This window comes from Janthinobacterium svalbardense (genome assembly GCF_002327145.1).
In the GTDB taxonomy this organism is placed as follows: domain Bacteria; phylum Pseudomonadota; class Gammaproteobacteria; order Burkholderiales; family Burkholderiaceae_D; genus Janthinobacterium; species Janthinobacterium tructae.
The window spans coordinates 1,397,062-1,416,895 of sequence record NZ_CP023422.1; the positions used below are offsets into that span (position 1 = coordinate 1,397,062).

A 19,834-nucleotide genomic window follows, 5' to 3' on the forward strand; every position below is an offset into this window, starting at 1 on the left:
CGGGCCACGGCGCAGGGCATAGCATCCTGCGCCGGGCCTGCAAAAAAAACTGACGAGAGAGGTAGGCAATGACTACACACACCACCGCGCAAGGTAGTACGCACATCAGCGCGCACACAGACGCACCGGCCGAAAAACCCAAGACGGGCCGCCTGGCCACGGCCAGCATGGTCGGCACGACCCTGGAATGGTATGACTTCACCGTCTACAACACCATGGCCGCGCTGATTTTCAACCATCTGTTCTTCCCTTCATTCGATCCGCTGACGGGTACCATCCTGGCCTTTTCCACGTATGCCGTCGGTTATATTTCGCGTCCCATCGGTGGCGTGATCTTCGGCCACCTGGGCGACAAGCTGGGACGCCGCTGGGTGCTGGTGGTCACCCTGATGCTGATGGGCGTGACGACGGGCCTGATGGGCCTTTTGCCAACGTATGCCACGGCCGGTATCTGGAGCCCGGTCCTGCTGGTGGCGCTGCGCTTCGTGCAGGGTATCGCGCTCGGTGGCGAATGGGCAGGCGCCGTGCTGATCTCCGTCGAACACGGGGCAGCGGACAAGCGTGGCCGCAACGCCTCGTGGACGCAGGTGGGGCCATCGTTCGGTACCTTGCTGGCGACGGGCTGCATCGGCCTGATCACCTATCTGCTGCCGCATGAAGCGTTCATGGACTGGGGCTGGCGCATGCCATTCATCGCCAGCCTGCTGCTGGTGGCCTTCGGCATGTGGATACGCAGCGGCATCGAGGAAACCCCGCTGTTCAAGGAGCTCGACCAGCAGGATGCGAAGGCGGAAGCGCCGATCGGCGACGTGCTGCGCATCTACTGGCGCCGTCTGCTGATCGCCGGCGGCGTGCGCATCGGCTCGGACGTGCTGTATGCGCTGGTGGTGGTGTTCACCCTCACGTATGTGACAACGGTGCTGCACCTGTCGTCGACCCTGGCGCTCACCGCCATCATGATCGGCACGGCTTGCAATGCGCTGTCGGTGCCCCTGTTTGGCGCCCTGTCGGACAAGATCGGCCGCCGTCCCGTGTATGCGCTGGGCGCCATCCTGGGCCTGGTGTGGGCGTTTGCCTTCTTCACTTTGTTGGATACGGCCAGCCCAGCCGCCATCGTCACGGCCGTCGTCGTGGGCCTGGTCATCCACGCCATTATGTACGGCCCGCAGGCGGCTTTCGTCATCGAGCAATTCCCCACCAAGGTGCGCTATGCGGGTTCCTCGCTGGCCTACACCCTGGCCGGCGTGATCGGCGGCGGCTTCGCGCCCCTCGTCATCGCCAGCCTGTACCGCTCGTACAACAGCACCATGGCCGTCTCGCTGTATGTGGCGGCGGCGTTGCTGATCACCGGCGCCGCCGTTTTCGCGGCGAGAGAAACGGGCCGCGGCCCTCTTGAGGAATAACATCATGACGACATTGAGTTTTCAACTGGCAGGCCACGGCCCCGTTACCTTCGACATCGACAATCTCATCATCGCCGGCTGGACGGGCCGCGACGTGGCGATGGTCGAACACCATATCGCCGAACTGGAAGCCATCGGCGTGGCGCGCCCGAAAAGCGTGCCGACGTTTTACCGCGTGGCGGCGGCGCTGCTGTCCAGCGATGCCGCCATCGAAGTGCCGGGCCTGGACTCGTCCGGCGAGGCCGAGTTCGTGCTGTTTTCCACCGAATACGGCTTGCTGGTGGGGATAGGCTCCGACCACACGGACCGCAAGGTGGAAAGCTATGGCGTGACGGTGTCCAAGCAGATGTGCGGCAAGCCCGTTGGCGACACCTTGTGGCGTTATGCCGACGTGGCTGGCCATTGGGATCAGTTGCAGATGCGCTCGTGGCGCGAACGCGCCGGCGTACCTGCCCTGTATCAGGACGGCCCCGTGACGCGCATGCTGTCGCCGGAAGATCTGATCTTGCGCTACACGGGGCAAGCGACCCTGCCCGTGGGCAGCGCCATGTTCTGTGGCACGCAACCGATCATCGGCGAGATGGGCCATGGCGACGCGTTCGAGCTGGAGCTGTATGATCCAGCCTTGCAGCGCTGCCTGCAGCACCGCTATGCCGTGCAAACCCTGCCCGTGGAAGGATAAGAGAATGACCCAGTTGACCAAGACCATCCGCGAACTGGCGTTTGAGCTGGCCGCCGGTCGTATCACCAGCGTGGCACTGACGCAGCAGATGCTGGCGCGCGCCGAGGCGCACCGGGCGCAAGGCGGCCATGCCTATGTCAGCCTCGATGGCGAACAGGCGCTGATGGAAGCGCGGGCCAGCGATGCGGCGCGCGTCGCGGGCATCGTTGCCTCGCCGCTGGCCGGCGTGCCTATTTCCATCAAGGACTTGTTCGACGTCAGGGGGCAGGTCAGCAGCGCCGCCTCGCTGGCGCTGGCCGATGCGCCGCCCGCTGACGTGGATGCGGGTGCCGTGGCGCGCCTGCGCGCGGCCGGTGCTGTCCTGCTGGGCCGCACCAACATGAGCGAATTTGCATTCTCCGGCCTGGGCTTGAATCCCCATTACGGCACGCCGCGCAATCCGCACGACGACGCGCGCGTGGCGGGCGGTTCCACCTCGGGCGGCGCCGTCACGGTGGCCTTGGCGATGGCAGCCGGCGCGCTGGGCACGGACACGGGCGGCTCGATCCGCATTCCGTCCGCCTTTTGCGGCCTGACGGGCTTCAAGCCGACAGCGGCTTCCGTGTCGCTGGCGGGCACGCTGCCGCTGTCGCGCTCCCTCGATTCGGCCGGCCCTATCGCGCACAGTGTCGATTGCTGCGCCATTTTGTACGCAGCGTTGTCTGGCCATGACATCGGCGCGCAGGCACCAGCATTGAAAGGCTTGCGCTTCGGCTTTACCCTTGACTACGTCGGTACGCACGTGGAGCCGCAGGTGCAGCAGGCTTTCGATGCCGCGCTGGACAAATTGCGCGCGGCCGGCGCGCAGGTGGAACAGTTTGATTTCCCCGAATTGCTGGAACTGCCGGGTATCAATGGCGGCGGCGGTCTGGTGGCGGCGCAAGCCTGGCACTGGCACAAGGTGTTACTTGAAGAGAAGGGCGCGCAATACGACCAGCGCGTGGCGGCGCGTATCCGCCGCGGCCAGCAGCAGGGCGCAGCGGACTACATCGATCTGCTCGATGCGCGCGCGCGCCTGATCGCCATCGCGAAGCAGCGCCTGGCGCCATTCGACGCCTGGCTGATGCCCAGCGTGGCTATTCTCGCACCGGAAGTTGCCCCGCTGGAAGCGGATGACGCCACCTTCTTTGCCACGAACGGCCTGGTGCTGCGCAACGCCAGCGTGATCAACTTCCTCGATGGCTGCGCGCTGTCGCTGCCTTGCCACGCCGAGGGTGAGCTGCCGGTGGGGCTGGGCATTTGCGGTCTGGCCGGCGCCGACGATACCGTGCTGCACATTGGCCGCGCCGTGGAGGCGCTGCTGCGGGGGAGTGGAAAAGAATAGTGCCTCAGTGCAGGAAAATGCCGGGTTTGTAATATGATAGCTGGCATTGACATGGGATAGTCGCGCTTCGGGCGCCGGCAAACTTCAACTGTGCACCGATACGACCTGATTAGCTGTCATGACTGCGGCGTGCTGTACCGCAAACGTCCGCTGCGTCCGCGCGAAAAGGCGCGCTGCATCCGTTGCCGCTCGGTGCTGTATCGCGGCGCCCACGCGCGGGGCGCCTCGGCCGAATTGACCAAGGTGGTGGCGCTGACCCTGGGCGCCGCCTTCGTCTTCCTGATCGCCCAGTTCTTCCCCATCGTCGAACTCGACGTCAATGGCCTGACCTCCAGCGCCACCTTGCTCGGCGCCATCCGCGTGCTGTGGCTTGAACAGATGCAGATCGTGGCGACGATGGTCTTCCTGTTAACCATCCTCTTTCCCGCCATCGAACTCGCTTCCCTGCTGTATGTGGCGCTGGGCCTGCGCGGCGGCGTCAAGGTGCCGGGCTTTAACCGCGTGCTGCGCGCCGTGCAGACGGCGCGCGAGTGGGGCATGACGGAAGTGCTGATGATCGGCATTCTGATCACCGTCGTCAAGATGACCAGCCTGGCCACCGTGCTGCCGCAACCGGGGCTGTTCGCGTTTGGCGCGCTGACCCTGATGCTGGCCATCGTCGTCTCGTTCGACCCCAAGGCCCTGTGGAACCTGGGCGACGACCTGACCCGTCAAGCGCTGCCGGGCATCCGCTACAAGGCCTTCGCGCCGGGCGCGAAGATTGTGCCCTGCCACGCCTGTGGCCTGGTGGCGCCGCCGCTGGGCAAGGGCAAGCATCTGGCGTGCGTGCGCTGCGGCACGGCCCTGCATGTACGTAAACCGGACAGCATCAATCGCACCTGGGCCTTGCTGATCGCCGCCATGATCCTCTACATTCCCGCCAACCTGCTGCCCGTGATGGTGACGTATTCCCTGTTTGGCGCACAAAACGACACCATCATGAGCGGCGTGGTGCTGTTCTGGACCAGCGGCTCGAAAGGCCTGGCCATCATCATTTTCATCGCCAGCGTGGTCGTGCCGATGTTGAAACTGGGCGTGCTGGCGCTGCTGGCGTTCACGGCGCAGCGGCGTTCGCGCTGGCGGCCGCGCCAGCGCACCATCTTGTACCGCATGGTCGAATTCATCGGCCGCTGGTCCATGCTCGATATCTTTGTCGTCACCCTGACGGTGGCGCTGGTGCGCTTCAAGTCGCTGGCCGTGATCACGGCCGGACCCGGCGCGCTGGCCTTTGGCGCCGTGGTGGTGCTGACCATGCTGGCGGCGATGCAGTTCGACCCGCGCCTGATCTGGGACCCCGTCGACGGGCAGGTACCTGGCGAGGAAGAACCCGTGGTGGTGGCAAATACCGGAAACAATACAGTGATTGGAGAACAGCATGTCTGACAAAGAAGCAGGCGACCTTGCCGAAACGGGTGGCCAGGGCGTCCCCCGTTGCCGCAACCCGATGTGGAACAGGGCAGCCGCTGGCTGCCGTCGCTGGTATGGCTCATTCCACTGCTGGCCGCGCTGATCGGTGCCGGCCTGGCCGCCAAGTCCATCCTCGACCAGGGCCCCACGGTGACAGTCAGCTTCAAGAGCGCCGAAGGGCTGGAGCCGGGCAAGACCAAGGTCAAGTACAAGGACGTCGACATCGGCCAGGTGCGCGCCATTACCCTCGGCGAGGACTTGAGCAAGGTGCTGGTGACGATCGACATGAGCAAGGAAGCGCGGCGCTTCGCCACCGCCGATTCGCGCTTCTGGGTGGTGCGCCCGCAGATCGGCGCCAGTGGCGTGACGGGGCTGGGCACCTTGCTGTCGGGCGCCTACATCGGCGTCGACACGGGCAAGTCGGAAGCCAAAAAGGAGAACTTCGTCGGCATGGAAAATCCGCCCGCCGTGGCGGGCGACCAGAAGGGCAAGTTGTACACCCTGCATGCGGACAGCCTCGGCTCCGTCGACGTGGGCTCGCCGCTGTTCTTCCACCGCCTGCGCGTGGGCAAGGTGGTCAGCTTCGCGCTGGACAAGGATGGCAATGGCATCACCATGTCGGTCTTCGTGAACGCCCCATACGACCAGTTCGTCGGCAAGAATGCGCGCTGGTGGCATGCCAGCGGCGTCGACGTGCGCCTCGATTCGAGCGGCTTCAAATTGAATACGCAGTCGCTGGCGGCCATGCTGGTAGGCGGCATCGCCTTCGAGGCGGAAAACGGCCGCAAGCCCGAGGAGCCCGCGCCGGCCAATACCAATTTCCGTCTGGCTGCCGACGAGGCCAGCGCCATGCGCGAACCCGATGGCGAGGCGATCACCACCGTATTCTATTTCGACCAGTCCCTGCGCGGCTTGCAGCCAGGCGCCACGGTGGACTTCCGCGGCATCGTGCTGGGCGAGGTGCGCTCGGTGGGCATCGAATTCGATCCCGTGAAGAAGAACTTCCGCATGCCCGTCACCGTCAATCTGTATCCGGCCCGCCTGGGCATGCGTTTCAAGACGGCCGTCGACGATGCGGAAGGCTCGGCCGGCCACCAGCTGCTTGAACGCATGGTCAGCCGTGGCTTGCGCGCCCAGCTACGCACGGGCAACCTGCTCACCAGCCAGCTGTACATCGCGCTGGACTTCTTCCCGAAAGCGCCGAAGGTGGCGCTGGACTTGAACAGGTATCCGCTGGAAGTGCCCACGGTACCGAATACCCTCGACGAACTGCAGACGCAGATCGCCAGCATCGCCCGCAAGCTCGATCAGGTGCCATACGCGGAGATCGGCAGCAACCTGAACGCCACCATCAAGCAGGCCAATACCCTGTTCAAGCAGCTCGATGGCCAGGTGGTGCCGGAAATGCGCGACACCCTGACGGCGGCGAAACAGACCTTCGGCACGGCCGAACAGGTGCTGCAAAAGGATTCGCCGCTGCAGTCGGACGTAAGACTGGCCTTGCAGCAACTGACGCAAACCCTGCAATCGCTCAATGCCTTGTCGGATTACCTGGAGCGTCACCCCGAGTCCCTGATCCGCGGTAAAAAAGGAGATGAAAAATGATGAAGCCGATGTCTGCCGCGCTGCTGGCGACCGTCCTGCTGGGCGCCTGCTCCACACCCCAGCCCGAGCATTTCTATACGCTCAGCGGCGGCGCCGACGCGCAGCCGGCCAAACCCGTCAAATACTATGTCGAGGTGCTGGCCGTCAGCGTGCCGCAGCAGGTGAGCCGCAACCAGTTTGTTGTGACGGCGCCGTCGGGACGCATCGAATTGCTGGAGCAGCAGCGCTGGGCGGGGCCGCTGGCTGGCGAGATCGGCCAGGCCCTGTCCACGGCCGTGACGAACGATCTGGGCGCCATCGATGTGTTCCGCACGCCGCATCCCGACAACCTGCCCGTGTACCGCATCAGCACCAATGTGCAGCGTTTCGAGTCCGTGATGGGCCAGTATGCGCTGATCGATGCCGTGTGGAGCGTGCGCCAGCTGGCCAGCAACAAGGTGGTCACTTGCCGCACGCTAGCCAATGAAAAGGTGGGCGGCGGCTACGATGAACTGGTGCTGGGCCACCGCCGCGCCGTGCACCGCATCGCCGCCGATGCGGCCAGCGTGGTGCGTGCTTTTGACAACGGTAACGCTGCCTGCCCGGCCGTCTGAGCGGCATTGCGCTACCCAGTCCCGGCGGCCGCTGGTAAAATGCGGCCATGGGAATGACCTTGTTCACGCGCCGCTTTGCCGCCTGGATCGCCTGCTTTGCGATCCTGCTGGCGGCGCTCGCGCCATCGATTTCCCAGGCCGTCGCCAATGCCAAGCAGGAATCGGGCTCCGGCTGGGCGGAAATCTGCTCGGTGGCCGGCATCCGTTTTGTCCCGCTTGTGCAGGCTGATGATGGCGCCGCCGATGAAAAATCCGGTGGCAAGGCCATGCAGATGGAGCATTGCGCCTTCTGTTCCACGCATGCGGGTTCCGTCGGCCTGACGCCCACCAGCCCCGTGCTGCCGCTGCCCGTCGCCAGCGGCACGGCGATTTTCCCGGCGCTGTACTACCAGTCCCAATCCCCGCTGTTCATCTGGTCCACCGCGCAGTCGCGCGCGCCGCCCGCCCTCGTCTAAGTTTCTGCATTTTTAATGTTTGCGCTGTCCACCTTCTGGTGTGACGCGCCGCATCCGCACACTTAAACGAGAATCACATGCACAAGAAATTATTGGTACTGGCCGTCGCCATCACCTTGGCCTACCCCTGCGCGCAGGCGCAGCAACTTGACCAAACCGACCACTCCATCGACACCGTCGTCGTTTCCGGTTCGCGCGCGCAATCATGGCTGTCCGAGACGCCGCAGGCCATCGGCGTCGTCAATGCCAAAACGCTGGAACGCGACAAGCCCAAGACCATGGGCGATATCCTCAACCGCATCGCCGGCGTGTACTGGAATGACCTGGGCAACGAGCAGCACAGCATGAGCATCCGCCAGCCCATCGGCACGAATGCCGTCTATCAGTACCTGGAAGACGGCATCCCCATTCGTCCGCTGGGCGTTTTCAACCACAACTCGCTCAATGAAATGAACATGGCAGGGGCCAGCGGCGTGGAAGTGGTGAAGGGCGCCGCTTCTTCGCTGTATGGCAGCAATGCCGTCGGTGGCGCCGTCAATTTCCTGACGGCCGGCGCCAGCGCCACGCCGACGGCCAAGGTGGGCGTGCGGCGCGATAACGTGGGCGGCTACACCCGTTACGACACGTCCGCCAGTGATACCTGGGGTCCGCTGGGATTGCGCTTTTCTCATTACAGTTCGCGCCGTTCGCGCGATAACTGGCAAGAGTACAGCTATGGCGACAAAGATTCGTTCTCGCTGCGCGCCGACTATGCGCTCAGCCCCACCTCGCAGCTGCGCGCCACCATCGTCCACACGGATCTCGATGCGGCCATGACGGGCAGCCTGTTCGAGAATGACTACCGCGCCAATCCGGGCAAGAGCCTGAACACGTTTACCTACCGCAAGGACAAGACCACGCGCATGAATCTGGCGTGGGAGGGTGCGACGACGGCCAATGGCACCAGCACCGTCACCGTGTTTACGCGCAAGAATGACCATGGGCAGATTCCCGCGTATTCCATCGGCAGTTGCGCGGGCATGCTGTGCAAGGGCGTCATCAATAACAACCACGTCGATTCGCTGGGGCTGGACGTGAAACACCAGCAGGAATTCGCGTGGCTGCGTTCGCGCCTGATCGCCGGCGTTTACGTGGACAAGAGCGACAATCCCTTTGTCAGCGATAACCTGTCCATCGTGCGCGATGCGGCCACGGGCCGCTACCTGCGCTATACGCTGGCCAATGCGTCCAATCCGCAGGGCGTGCGCGACTACCAGACGGACATTCTGAACACGGCCGTCTTCGCGCAATGGGAATTTTCTCCGCTGGCCGGCACGCGCGTGGTGCTGGGCGGCCGTTCGGACGCCATCCGCTACGACTACCATAACAATCTGGCGCCCGGCGGCAGCGTCAATTATGGCGCGCCCGACGAGTCGCGCAGCTTTTCGCATGTGAGCCCGAAGCTGGGCGCCACCTACGCCATCGGCCAGGCGGGCAGCGCGTATGCGAACGTCAGCCAGGGTTTTACCCCGCCCGAGGTGAGCCAGCTGTATGGCAAGACGGGCATCGCCGACCTGCAGCCGTCCGTCTATAACAACTATGAACTGGGCTTGCGCTGGGCCTTCTTGCAGGGCCGCTTGAAACTCGACACGGCCCTGTACCGCCTCGACGGGCGCGACACCATCGTCAGCTATACGCTCTCGCCGGGCAACAGCGAAAACCGCAATGCAGGGCGCACGCGCAGCGAAGGGCTGGAGCTGGGCCTGAACTACGACAGCGGCCCGTTCGACGCGCGCTTCGCCACGGCCATCGCACGCCACCGCTACCTGCGTTACCAGGTCTCCGCCAGCCTCGATTACAGCGGCCGCAGCATGCCGCAGGCGCCGCGCGACATCACCTCGATCGAGATCGGCTACAAGCCCGTGGCCGGCGCCAGGGTGGCGCTCGAAGCCGTGCACCAGGGCCGCTACTGGATGAACAACGCCAATACGGTGGAGTACAAGGGCCACGCCTTGCTGAACCTGCGCGCCAGCTACCAGCTCGCGCGCGGGCTGGAAGCGTGGGCGCAGGTGCGCAATCTGATGGACAAACGCTATGCCGATTCGGCCAGCAGCAGTTATTCGGGTGTGGGCAGTTACGCGGCCAATACGCAGAACCAGTACACGCCCGGTGCGCCGCGCAGCGTGATGCTGGGCCTGGGCTATACCTTCAACGCACTGTGAGGCTGGCCATGGACGATCACACCTTTCTTATCGCACGGCGTAAAAGCCTGTACTGGCGCATCCACTTCTGGGCCGCGCTGATCGCCTCGCCGTTTGCGCTGGTGGCTACCCTGACGGGCATTTTGTATGTGTTCACGCCGCAGATAGAGGCAAGGCTGTACCAGCACCTCGACCATGTGGTGCCGCAAGCGTCCATGCTGCCGCTGGACGCCGCCGTGGCGGCAGCCGAACGGGCGGCGCCGCGTGGCTGGGCGGTGCAGCACGTGGTGCCGCCGTTGCAACAGGACGACGCGGTGCAGGTGGCGTTCGCGCCACCGGGCGGCGCGCAGGATGAACATGCAGGCCATGGCGGACATGCCGCGCCGGCCACGCCCCCCAAACCGAAGTTCGGCCTGCCCGCGCAAGCCATCATCGTGTATGTGAATCCGTATGACGCGCGCGTGCTGGGCAGCCTGGCCGGCAGCGAACGCTTCGGCAACTGGGCGAAAAAGCTGCATTCGCGCCTGCTGCAAAACGATGGCTGGCGCTGGATGATCGAGCTGGCCGCCAGCTGGCTGATGGTGATGCTGGTGACGGGCGTGGTGCTGTGGTGGCCGCGCGGCGCGCAATCGGGCTTGCCGAAGCGTGGCGCGCGCGGGCGCAATGGCTGGCGCCAGTGGCATGCTTTTCTCGGCGTGGCGCTGGGCATCGTCAGCGTCGTGATCCTGACGACAGGGCTGACGTGGAGCCAGCAGGCGGGCGGGCGCATCCGCGCACTGCGCGATGCCAGCGGCCAGGCGCCGCCGCCCGTGCCGCGCGGTTTGCATTCGCGCGAGGAGGGCGCTCCGCTCGACTGGCAGGATGCCTGGCAAGTGGCGCGCAGCCATGCACCGGCCATCGCCGTGCAGCTGACGGCGCCGGCCAGCCAGGACGATGTGTGGCGCGCCACCATGGCCGACCGCAGCCAGCCCACCTTGCGCTTCGACCTGCAATTCGACGCCTACAGCGGCAAGCCTTTGTACTATGCGGGGTGGCAGGCGCAGACGGCGTTCGGCAAGGCCACGGCCATCGGCATTCCCTTTCATCGCGGCGAATTCGGCTGGTGGAACCAGGCCTTGCTGCTGCTGTTTGGCGCCAGCGTGCTGTTCTCGCTGGTATCGGGCTGGGTGATGTTCTTCAAGCGCCGCCTGCCAGGCTCGCTGGGCTTGCCCCGGCTGCTGCCGGGCGCCTGGACCTCGCCGTCCGCGCTGGCCTGGCTGGTGGCGGCCGGCATGTGCGCGCTGATGCCGCTGCTGCTCATTTCCGGCTGCATGCTGATGCTGCTGGAGCTCCTGCTGGCGAAATGGGGTGCGCGTATCGGCAGGATGCGTCTGCGCTAGAATAAGGGGCGCGGCCAGGCTCGTTGCCATGGGCCGCACCCTTGTACTGGTTGACGCATGTTATTCATCGACTTTCCCGCCTTGTCCGTACTGGCCGCCGCGTCGGCCCTGGTGACAAAAAAATGCAGCTGCTGCGCCGTCCCGCTCGATGCCTGGCAACGCCTGCCCACTTCGCTGGAGCTGGACCGGTTTGAAGAAATCGGCACCCTGCGCGAAGATCCGTACGAAGAACCGACGTTTGCCGAGTACCACCCGCACGGCACGCGCTATGACAGCATCGATGCGCCCATCGCGCCGCGCTACTATCCCGCCAACCTGAGCCAGGTGGCGCGCTGCCTGAACTGCGGCCGCCACTACCTGCGCTACAACGAGGCGGGCGGCTATTTCACGGAACTGCGTATCCGCGCGCTGCGCCCGGCATTGCTGGCCGACGCCGCCCTCTAGCTGCTACAGGCTTTCCTTGACGTGTGCAATGCCGAGTGCATCGTAGATCGAATATACGGCGGCGAGGAGGTTGTCCAGTTCCGGCGAGCGGTCCCTATGCCGCATGCTGAATAAAATGGGCGAGAACGCATGCTTGTCGTCCAGCTTGCGGTACACGACGTTCCGGTGATGCATCGCTTGCACGCTTTCGGGCACGATGGAAATGCCCTGGCCGGCCGCCACCAGTCCCATGGAAATCTGCAGTTCGCGCACTTCCGTGACGGGGCCGGGCGTGACATTGCCTACACTGAACATGGCCAGCACCTGGTCGGCAAAGCTGGGGCGGGGCGCTTTCGGATACACGAGCAGGGTTTCGTGGATCAGGTCAGTCAGGCGCAAGCCGCCTTCCCCCTTGGCCAGCCGGTGACCGGGCGGCAGGGCCACCACCAGCCGCTCTTCGCGCAGCAGGATGCGGCGGATGCTGGGGTCTTCGCTATTCAGGCGTCCAAAGCCCACGTCGATGCGGCCTTCCTTCAGGGCCTTGAGCTGCTGCACCGTCGTCATTTCATGCAGGGTCACGTCGACCTCGGGATGGCGTTCGCAAAAACGGTGCACGATGTCGGGCAATTCGCCATACAGGGTCGAGGCGACAAAGCCGATCGACAGGGTGCGTTCCAGCTTGCCCACGCGTTGCGTCATCGCCTTCAGGTCGCGCACCTGGTCGAGCAGGGGCCGCGCATGGGCGAGGAAAAACTCGCCCGCTTCCGTCAGCCGCAGGGGCCGTGAGCCCTTTTCGATCAGCGCCACGCCGAGGATTTCTTCCAGTTGCTGCATCTGCCGGCTGAGCGGCGGCTGCGCGATATGCAGGCGCGCAGCGGCCCGCGTGAAGTTCCTTTCCTCTGCGACCGCAACGAAGTAGCGCAAGTGCCGTAATTCCATCTTCATACCTTTCAGGTATAGGTTTGATACCAACTCGGTGTTGGACGTGGCCACATTCGGGGCATATCGTGTCACCACCCTACGGAATTATACGGAATAAATATGATTCAAAATATCGAGACCTACCTGGTCGATGTGCCAACCATCCGCCCGCACCGGATGTCCGTCGCCACCATGAACACGCAGACCCTGGTGCTGGTGCGGCTGCGCTGCGCTGACGGCATCACCGGCTGGGGCGAGGCGACCACCATCGGCGGCTTGAGCTATGGCGGCGAAAGCCCGGAAAGCATCAAGACGAATATCGATACCTATATCGCGCCGCTGCTGGTCGGCATGGAAGCGAGCGCAGTGGCCAAGGCCATGGCCAAGGTACGCAAGGTCATTCAGGGCAACCGCTTCGCCAAGTGCGCGATCGAAACGGCGCTGCTGGACGCGCAGGCGCGCCGCCTGAACGTGCCGCTGTCGGAATTGCTGGGTGGCCGGGTGCGCGACGCGCTGCCCGTGGCCTGGGTGCTGGCCAGCGGCGACACGGCGCGCGATATCGCCGAAGGGGAAAAAATGCTGGAACTGCGCCGCCACCGCATCTTCAAGCTGAAGATCGGCCTGCGCGACGTGATGGACGACGTGGCCCACGTGCTGGAGATCAAGCGGGCGCTGGGCGAACGGGCCAGCGTGCGCGTCGACGTCAACCAGGCCTGGAGCGAGACGGACGCCGTGCGCGGCATCGCCGCGCTGGACGCGGGCGGCATCGACCTGATCGAGCAGCCCGTCAAGGCCGGCAACCGCGCCGCGCTGGCGCGCCTGAAGCAGCGCTTCGACGTGGCCATCATGGCCGACGAAGCCTTGCACGGCCCCGCCGACGCGCTGGCGCTGGCGCAGGCCGATGCGGCCGACGTGTATGCGGTGAAGATCACCCAGTCGGGCGGCTTGCTGCCGGCGCTGGAAGTGGCCACCGTGGCGCGCCTGGCCGGCGTGGGCCTGTACGGCGGCACCATGCTCGAAGGCGGCGTCGGCACGGCTGCCACGGCCCACGTCTGCTCCACGTTTGCGGAACTGGCCTGGGGAACGGAACTGTTCGGCCCCTTGCTGCTGACGCAGGAAGTCTTGCGCGAGCCGCTCGTGTACCGCGACTTCATGCTGCAAGTGCCGACGGGTCCGGGCCTGGGCGTCGAGATCGATATGGACAAGCTGCGTTCCATGCAGCGTCAATAAGAAAGTCAAAGGAGAAACCATGTTATTCCATGTACGCATGAACGTGAACCTGCCATTGAACATGCCGGCGGAACAGGCGGCGCAGCTCAAAAAAACGGAAAAAGAACTGGCTCAGCGCCTGCAGCACGAGGGCAAGTGGCGCCACCTGTGGCGCATCGCCGGGCAGTACGCCAACGTCAGCATCTTCGACGTCGACAGCGTCGACGAACTGCATGATTTACTCACCTCGCTGCCGCTGTTTCCCTACATGCAGGTCGACGTGATGCCGCTGTGCCGCCATCCCTCGTCGGTCCGCGACGACGATTCCTGAGGAGGCATGCAATGACGCATACAAGCAACGACACTGCCAGGAAAACGTGCGAGGTGGACGGTATTCGCATGCATTACCGCACGGATGGCGAGCGCAGCAAGCCTTGCCTGGTCCTGTCGAATTCCCTCGGCACGGACTTGTCCATGTGGGATGCGCAAGCGGCCGCGCTGGCCGGCGACTTTTTTGTTGTGCGCTACGATACGCGCGGCCATGGCCAGTCTGCCAGCGGCAGCGCGCCATTCGGCATCGACCGGCTGGGACTGGACGTGGTGGCGCTGCTCGACCACCTCGATATCGCCCGTGCCGCCTTCTGCGGCATTTCCATGGGCGGCTTGACGGGCCAGTGGCTGGGCATACACCAGCCGCAGCGTTTGACGCAACTCGTGCTGGCGAATACGGCGGCGCGCATCGGCGGCGCCGCGCCGTGGCAGCTGCGGGCGGAGCAAGTGCGCCGCGACGGTATGGCCGCGGTGGCCGGGAGCGCTGCCGCGCGCTGGTTCACGCCGCAGTTTATCGAACGCGCGCCGGACACGGTGGCGCGCCTGGTCGGCACCTTGCGCGGCCAGGATGCCGGCGGCTACGCGGCCTGCTGCGACATGCTGGCCCAGGCGGACTTGCACGGCTGCGTCGGCATGATAGCCGTACCGACTCTGATCATCGCGGGCGAGCACGATCCCGTAACCACCGTCGACGACGCGCGCTGGCTGCAGCAGCAGATCGCGTGCGCCCGCCTGGCAAGCCTGCCCGCCTCGCATATTTCGAACATCGAGGCGGCTGACTTGTTTACGGCGCAGTTGCGGACCTTTTTGGTGTGAGGCTTGCTGTACCGTATCGGTACGGCAGGAATTTGACTTTCCCCTGAGCACCGCCACCGGCTGGTCCGGCACGCGGCAGGGGAAGCTTTCTTGAAAAATAATAATAAGAAAAGCAGACTTGGAGTAGACGAATGGAAAACAGATTAATCATCATCGCTGCGGTCACGGTGGGCTATTTCGCCCTCATGTCGTACATTACGTATAGTGTGCGCAAGCATGCCAACAGCGCCGAGGGCATGACAGCGGGCGGGCGCAATTATCCCGCCTACCTGATCGGCGCGCTGCTGTTGTCGGAATTCATCGGCAGTTCCGTCAGCATCGGTACGGCGCAAAAAGGCTATGAGCTGGGCATTTCCGCTGCATGGAATCTGGTGGCGCTGTCGTTGGGTTTCCTGCTGCTGGCCATCGTGCTGGTCAAAAAATACAAGGAAAGCGGGCAGTCGACGATTTCCGGCATCCTGGCGCAAACGTATGGCGAACCCGTGCGCTATGCGGCGTCCATTCTTACCATCGTCGCGCTGGGCATCGTTGCCGTCGCCCTGTACGCGAGCGGCGGCGCCGTGCTGGCGGCCGTGCTGCACATCAATAAAACCGTGGCCATTTTGCTGGTGGGCGCCATTACCGTGATGTATGTCAGCCTGGGCGGCATGCGTTCGGTGGTGTACACCAATTTTGCCCACTCCATCGTCAAATACCTGGGCGTGATCCTGGCGCTGGCGTATGCGCTGGAAGCCTCCGGCGGCATCGGCGCGCTGCAGGCGCAGCTGCCGGCCAAGATGTTCAACTGGGTCGAGATCGGCTGGGGCCAGATCATCGCCTGGATGATCGGCGGCATCGGCTCCATCTTCGCCACGCAATATGTGATCCAGGCTCTGGTCAGCACGGACAACCCGGCCGTGGCCAAGCGCGCCTGTTATTACGTGTCGTCGCTGATGATACCGTTCGGCCTGATGGCGGCCCTGATCGGCATGTGCAGCGCCGTGTTGTATCCGGGCATGAAGTCGATCGATGCCTTCCCGACCTTGATCGCCCACATGCCGGCGTTTTCCGCCAGCATCATGATCGTCGGCCTGGCCGGCGCCCTGTTTGGCGGCATTTCCGCCACCACCCTGGCATCGGCCACCCTGGCCATGAAGGATTTTTATGATCCCTGGTACAATAAGGCGAAGAACGACGCGAAATCGCTGATGTTCCTGCGCATCGCCATCATCGTGGCCGGCCTGCTGCCGCTGGTGCTGGCGCTGTATGCGGAAAAACTGCTGATGATCGCCTTCCTCGGCAAGGCCTTGCGCGCCACCCTGGCCGTGCTGGTGCTGATGGCCTTCTATGCGCCGAAATTCGGCACGCCGCGCGGCGCCTTTGTCGGCGTGATCGTCTCGGTGATCGCCACCATCGGCTGGTTCCTGGCGGGCAATCCGTACGGCGTGGACAGTTCCTACCTGGCGCTGGCCGGTCCGCTGCTGACCATGGGCATCAGCCATTTGTTCAAGTCAGGCCCCGCTCACACCAGCCCTGTCAGGTAGTAGATGGCGATGACGAAAAATACCACCACGGTCTTGATGATGGTGATGCCGAAAATGTCGCGGTAGGACTGGCGGTGCGTGAGGCCCGTGACGGCCAGCAGGGTGATCACGGCGCCATTGTGTGGCAGGGTATCCATGCCGCCGCTGGCCATCGCCACCACGCGGTGCATGACTTCGAGCGGAATGTGCGCCTGCTGCGCGGCCTGGATAAAACTCTCCGACATGGCGGCCAGCGCGATGCTCATGCCGCCCGAGGCCGAACCAGTAATGCCGGCCAGGGTCGTCACGGACACGGCCGCATTGACGAGGGGATCGGGCACGCTGCGCAAGGTATTGCTGACGGCAAGAAAACCGGGCAGCGCGGCGATGACGCCGCCGAAGCCATACTCTGACGCCGTATTCATGGCCGCCAGCAAGGCGCCGCCCACGGCCGCCTTGGTGCCTTCGGCAAAGGCGGCGCGGATGCGCCCGAAGGCCGTCACGCAGACGAGCAAGATGCCCAGCAACAAGGCGCCTTCCACGGCCCAGATGCCGGTCACGGAGGCTATCGCCGTCGTCACGGGCGCATGCAAGCCTGGCAGGGCGTCGGCGGTGAGCACGTAACTGGCGCCATACCATTGGGGAATCAGCTTGGTCAGCGCAAAGTTGGCCACGCCCACCAGCACCAAAGGCGCCACCGACAGCAGCGGATGGGGCAGCTCGCCACCGCCGGTTTTGGCCTGTTCCGCTTCCACGCCATACCCTTCGCCCGTCGCCATGACGGAGCGCCGGCGCCATTCCAGAAAGGCCAGGCCCATGATCACCGTCAGCACGGCGCCGATGGTGCCCAGCCATGGCGCAGCCCAGCCGGTCGTGTTGAAGAAGGTGGTGGGGATGATGTTCTGGATTTGCGGCGTGCCCGGTAAAGTGTCCATGGTGAACGAGAACGCGCCCAGGGCGATGGCGCCCGGCATCAGCCGTTTGGGGATATTGCTCTGGCGATACAGTTCGGCTGCGAACGGATACACGGCAAACACCACCACGAACAGCGACACGCCGCCGTAAGTCAGGGCCGCGCACACCGCAACGATGACGGCATTGGCGCGCGAACTGCCGATATAGCGGATGGCCGCCACGACGATGGACTGGGAAAAGCCGGACATCTCGATCAGCTTGCCGAACACGGCACCGAGCAAAAAGACGGGGAAATACAGCTTGATGAAGCCCACCATCTTTTCCATGAAGATGCCGCTGAAGACGGCCGGCACGGCGGACGGATCGGTAAGCAGCACGGCACCGAGCGCGGCGACGGGTGCAAACAGGATCACGCTGTAGCCGCGGTAGGCGGCCAGCATCAGGAAGGCCAGTGCGGCCAGAACTATCAGGAAAGACATCGGTCAGGCCCTTGCGCGATGGAAGTGTTTAATTAATCAATTGTTCAATTAATATCATACTTCTCGGCAACATGCCAACGCGTGGGTCAAGGATTGCGCGTAGATATAGACGCCAACGGCCAGCTATCCTACTGTGGCGTTGACCTTGCCAATGAGCGAGCATCTGCACGCCGTCTTGCAGCCATGGACGGCCGACGGAATACCGCCGGTGGTCAATCAGCGGGGGAGATTGCTTCCTATTTGGACCAAACTGGGCGTCTATTTTCCGGGATCTCCGGTTGAAAGAATGATTCAATCATACGCAAGGTATTGATGTCATATAAGGATTGGGTTCCTGCAAAATGCCGACCACCACAATCGATGGCGACCTGCCTGCCTTGCATCCAAAACCAATAATCTCGTATGAATGGCTCACACTTTATATGTCGAAGCTGACCGTCTCTGTAAATTGCAAGCTGGCTGGCACCTGGTTCGGTATCTCCTTCCGCAATCCATGAATTTAGCACTCGCCAGGCAGCGCTACGCTTATCGGGTGACAAGGTCGCGCCTGCCGCATCGCCGCTCTTGCTTATTTTTTCATCTCGGCCCTCTGCAGAAATGATATGAACATTTTTTCGTTATCAATATAAACGTTTTTTAAGTAACTATGGATTGCATGACAGTTTGTTGTTGATAGCATTAGAAATATGGATATGATTTTCTTTATCTGTCACTTCCTAAATACTTTGTCGCGATTTGAAGCATGCCTCGCTGCGGTGTCTCGTGAGCAACTTTGACCGCTTCAGCTTCGTCGCAGTTATTACCACCCGGGGCCCCTCAATTCTTGCCCCAGTTGCTGCAGGAAAATCAAGAACCGCACCACGACAATGAGTGTTGTAATAAAAACCAATCCATACTGCTCGCCCATTGCGATTTGGCCTGATTTTTGCAGCTTGAACGATGCCCAAAGAAACAGGCACAGAGCGACGCACGCAAGCGGAATTTTCAGTGGTCTGTCGTTGAAATCAGGCACGCTGATACCTGTGAATATCCCAATTAACTCAGTCGGGTGATCGATCAGGAGCAGGAAAAAGGCGAGGATCGGGAGAAATCCGATGAGCAGCCCAAGCAGATACGCTTTCTTCTTGTTTACTGGTTGCTCTGGAAAATGATTCATCATGGCATTGACGCTTAGCTCAGCAATTGATCGTGTACGAACGCAAAGCATGCGGTCAGTGTTCAGCAGTTTGCTTGAGTTGGCTGACGTCTCTCAGCACCTGTCCATATGATCGATACAAGTTGGCCGCCGGCAGGCGGCCTTGTTGCGCCATTAGTGCATGCACCTGCTGCAGGCGATAGAAGGGTACGCGTGGATATTCATGATGCTCGATATGGTAATGGATTCGATGGGGTCCGACGAAAAAAGTTTGCCAGCTGCGCCGGACGACGGTACGCGCACTGAATCGCTGATCTTCCGACGCCCGGTAGCCGGCATGCTCGGTGATCGCGCGTATGCGCCCGAACAGCGGTAGCAAGGTCAGCGCTGGCAAGATCCAAAGCCCGAAATACAGCGCTGCATGTCCCGCCGCCGCGAGCAGGCCGATCATCACGCCCTGCACCGCAACGATGCTGGCGATTGCGTAGAACCCCTTGCTGTGGCCGGCAGCCTTGTGCGGATTGCGGCCACGCTGCCTGGTGCGCACCAGATTGCGTGCGCTGAGGAAGTAACCAATGCCGGTGGCATCTTTTAACAAACGCCACACCAATTCCCTACGCGTCACGGGGTAGTCGTCGATGCCGAATATGGTGGCGACCGGATCGTCGGCCACCATCGGCGCGCGGTGATGCTGCAAGTGCCCGCTGCGATAGAAGTCCATCACCAGCAGCAGTGGCGCTGCAGCGAACAGCTGGCCTGCGATGTCGTTCAGGCGCCGATACGACAGCAGGGTACCGTGAGCGCTTTCATGCATCAGCACGGCTAGCGCGAGCTGGGTGCGGGCGATCAGGATCGCGCTCAGCAGGAACACCAGCGGATGGGAAAAGCGGATAGCCGCGACGAAGCAGGCAGCAATCAGCGCCCAGTCAAGCGCGACGGCGAGTAGTGCGCGCGGATTGCTGATCGTTGTGAGATGCGCCGGTAATGGGGGCTTCATG

General features: G+C 63.3%; 18 protein-coding genes. 14 read left to right on the top strand and 4 right to left on the bottom strand.

Annotated features, from left to right (window positions below):
• The first annotated feature begins 68 nt into the window (after positions 1-68).
• The 10 genes from CNX70_RS06190 (at position 69) to CNX70_RS06235 (ending at position 11,550) form a co-directional block, all read left to right on the top strand.
• Positions 69-1,403 carry an MFS transporter gene (locus CNX70_RS06190; protein ID WP_096233983.1) on the top strand — a complete coding sequence of 445 codons (1,335 nt, stop codon included), beginning with the start codon at positions 69-71 and terminating at the stop codon, positions 1,401-1,403.
• Between the two features lie 4 nt (positions 1,404-1,407).
• The gene (locus CNX70_RS06195) at positions 1,408-2,085 is read left to right on the top strand and encodes a DUF2848 domain-containing protein (RefSeq protein ID WP_096233984.1); all 678 of its coding nucleotides are present in this window, start codon (positions 1,408-1,410) and stop codon (positions 2,083-2,085) included.
• Between the two features lie 4 nt (positions 2,086-2,089).
• Positions 2,090-3,448: an amidase gene (locus CNX70_RS06200; RefSeq protein ID WP_096233985.1), complete on the top strand. Its 1,359-nt coding sequence runs from the start codon at positions 2,090-2,092 to the stop codon at positions 3,446-3,448.
• Between the two features lie 129 nt (positions 3,449-3,577).
• On the top strand, positions 3,578-4,870 hold the full coding sequence (locus tag CNX70_RS06205) for a paraquat-inducible protein A (RefSeq protein ID WP_425269227.1): 1,293 nt from the start codon (positions 3,578-3,580) through the stop codon (positions 4,868-4,870).
• 48 nt (positions 4,871-4,918) lie between these two features.
• Entirely contained in the window at positions 4,919-6,499 is a 1,581-nt protein-coding gene (locus tag CNX70_RS06210) for a PqiB family protein (protein WP_096233987.1), read from the top strand.
• Positions 6,496-7,092 (top strand): PqiC family protein, encoded by a 597-nt coding sequence (locus CNX70_RS06215; protein WP_244199048.1) that lies wholly within the window; start codon positions 6,496-6,498, stop codon positions 7,090-7,092. Before CNX70_RS06210 ends, CNX70_RS06215 begins: the two co-directional genes overlap by 4 nt.
• Positions 7,093-7,139: 47 nt before the next feature.
• Entirely contained in the window at positions 7,140-7,547 is a 408-nt protein-coding gene (locus CNX70_RS06220; RefSeq protein ID WP_244199049.1) for a DUF2946 domain-containing protein, read from the top strand.
• Positions 7,548-7,624: 77 nt separating this feature from the next.
• Positions 7,625-9,748 (top strand): TonB-dependent receptor family protein, encoded by a 2,124-nt coding sequence (locus CNX70_RS06225; protein ID WP_244199050.1) that lies wholly within the window; start codon positions 7,625-7,627, stop codon positions 9,746-9,748.
• An 8-nt stretch (positions 9,749-9,756) separates the two neighbouring features.
• Positions 9,757-11,106, top strand: coding sequence for a PepSY-associated TM helix domain-containing protein (locus CNX70_RS06230; protein ID WP_096233991.1), 1,350 nt, complete (start codon positions 9,757-9,759; stop codon positions 11,104-11,106).
• Positions 11,107-11,163: 57 nt separating this feature from the next.
• Positions 11,164-11,550 carry a hypothetical protein gene (locus CNX70_RS06235; RefSeq protein WP_096233992.1) on the top strand — a complete coding sequence of 129 codons (387 nt, stop codon included), beginning with the start codon at positions 11,164-11,166 and terminating at the stop codon, positions 11,548-11,550.
• 3 nt (positions 11,551-11,553) lie between these two features.
• Here CNX70_RS06235 and CNX70_RS06240 read toward each other — a convergent pair whose 3' ends face one another.
• A complete protein-coding gene (locus CNX70_RS06240) occupies positions 11,554-12,468 on the bottom strand; it encodes a LysR family transcriptional regulator (protein WP_096238299.1) in 915 nt (304 codons plus the stop codon).
• A 102-nt stretch (positions 12,469-12,570) separates the two neighbouring features.
• On the opposite strand from CNX70_RS06240, the gene CNX70_RS06245 reads away from it, so the two are divergent.
• The 4 genes from CNX70_RS06245 to CNX70_RS06260 all read left to right on the top strand — a co-directional run bounded on the left by CNX70_RS06245 (position 12,571) and on the right by CNX70_RS06260 (position 16,328).
• On the top strand, positions 12,571-13,680 hold the full coding sequence (locus CNX70_RS06245) for a muconate/chloromuconate family cycloisomerase (protein WP_096233993.1): 1,110 nt from the start codon (positions 12,571-12,573) through the stop codon (positions 13,678-13,680).
• 19 nt (positions 13,681-13,699) lie between these two features.
• Positions 13,700-13,990 carry a muconolactone Delta-isomerase gene (catC, locus tag CNX70_RS06250; RefSeq protein ID WP_096233994.1) on the top strand — a complete coding sequence of 97 codons (291 nt, stop codon included), beginning with the start codon at positions 13,700-13,702 and terminating at the stop codon, positions 13,988-13,990.
• 11 nt (positions 13,991-14,001) lie between these two features.
• A complete protein-coding gene (pcaD, locus tag CNX70_RS06255) occupies positions 14,002-14,805 on the top strand; it encodes a 3-oxoadipate enol-lactonase (RefSeq protein ID WP_167389618.1) in 804 nt (267 codons plus the stop codon).
• Positions 14,806-14,936: 131 nt separating this feature from the next.
• A complete protein-coding gene (locus tag CNX70_RS06260; protein ID WP_096233996.1) occupies positions 14,937-16,328 on the top strand; it encodes a sodium:solute symporter family protein in 1,392 nt (463 codons plus the stop codon).
• Here CNX70_RS06260 and CNX70_RS06265 read toward each other — a convergent pair.
• The 3 genes from CNX70_RS06265 to CNX70_RS06275 all read right to left on the bottom strand — a co-directional run bounded on the left by CNX70_RS06265 (position 16,307) and on the right by CNX70_RS06275 (position 19,833).
• Positions 16,307-17,701, bottom strand: coding sequence for a GntP family permease (locus tag CNX70_RS06265; protein WP_096233997.1), 1,395 nt, complete (start codon positions 17,699-17,701; stop codon positions 16,307-16,309). The genes CNX70_RS06260 and CNX70_RS06265 overlap by 22 nt on opposite strands.
• Positions 17,702-18,500: 799 nt before the next feature.
• A complete protein-coding gene (locus tag CNX70_RS06270; RefSeq protein WP_096233998.1) occupies positions 18,501-18,860 on the bottom strand; it encodes a hypothetical protein in 360 nt (119 codons plus the stop codon).
• A gap of 52 nt (positions 18,861-18,912) precedes the next feature.
• Entirely contained in the window at positions 18,913-19,833 is a 921-nt protein-coding gene (locus CNX70_RS06275; protein WP_096233999.1) for a fatty acid desaturase family protein, read from the bottom strand.
• Position 19,834 lies beyond the last annotated feature (1 nt).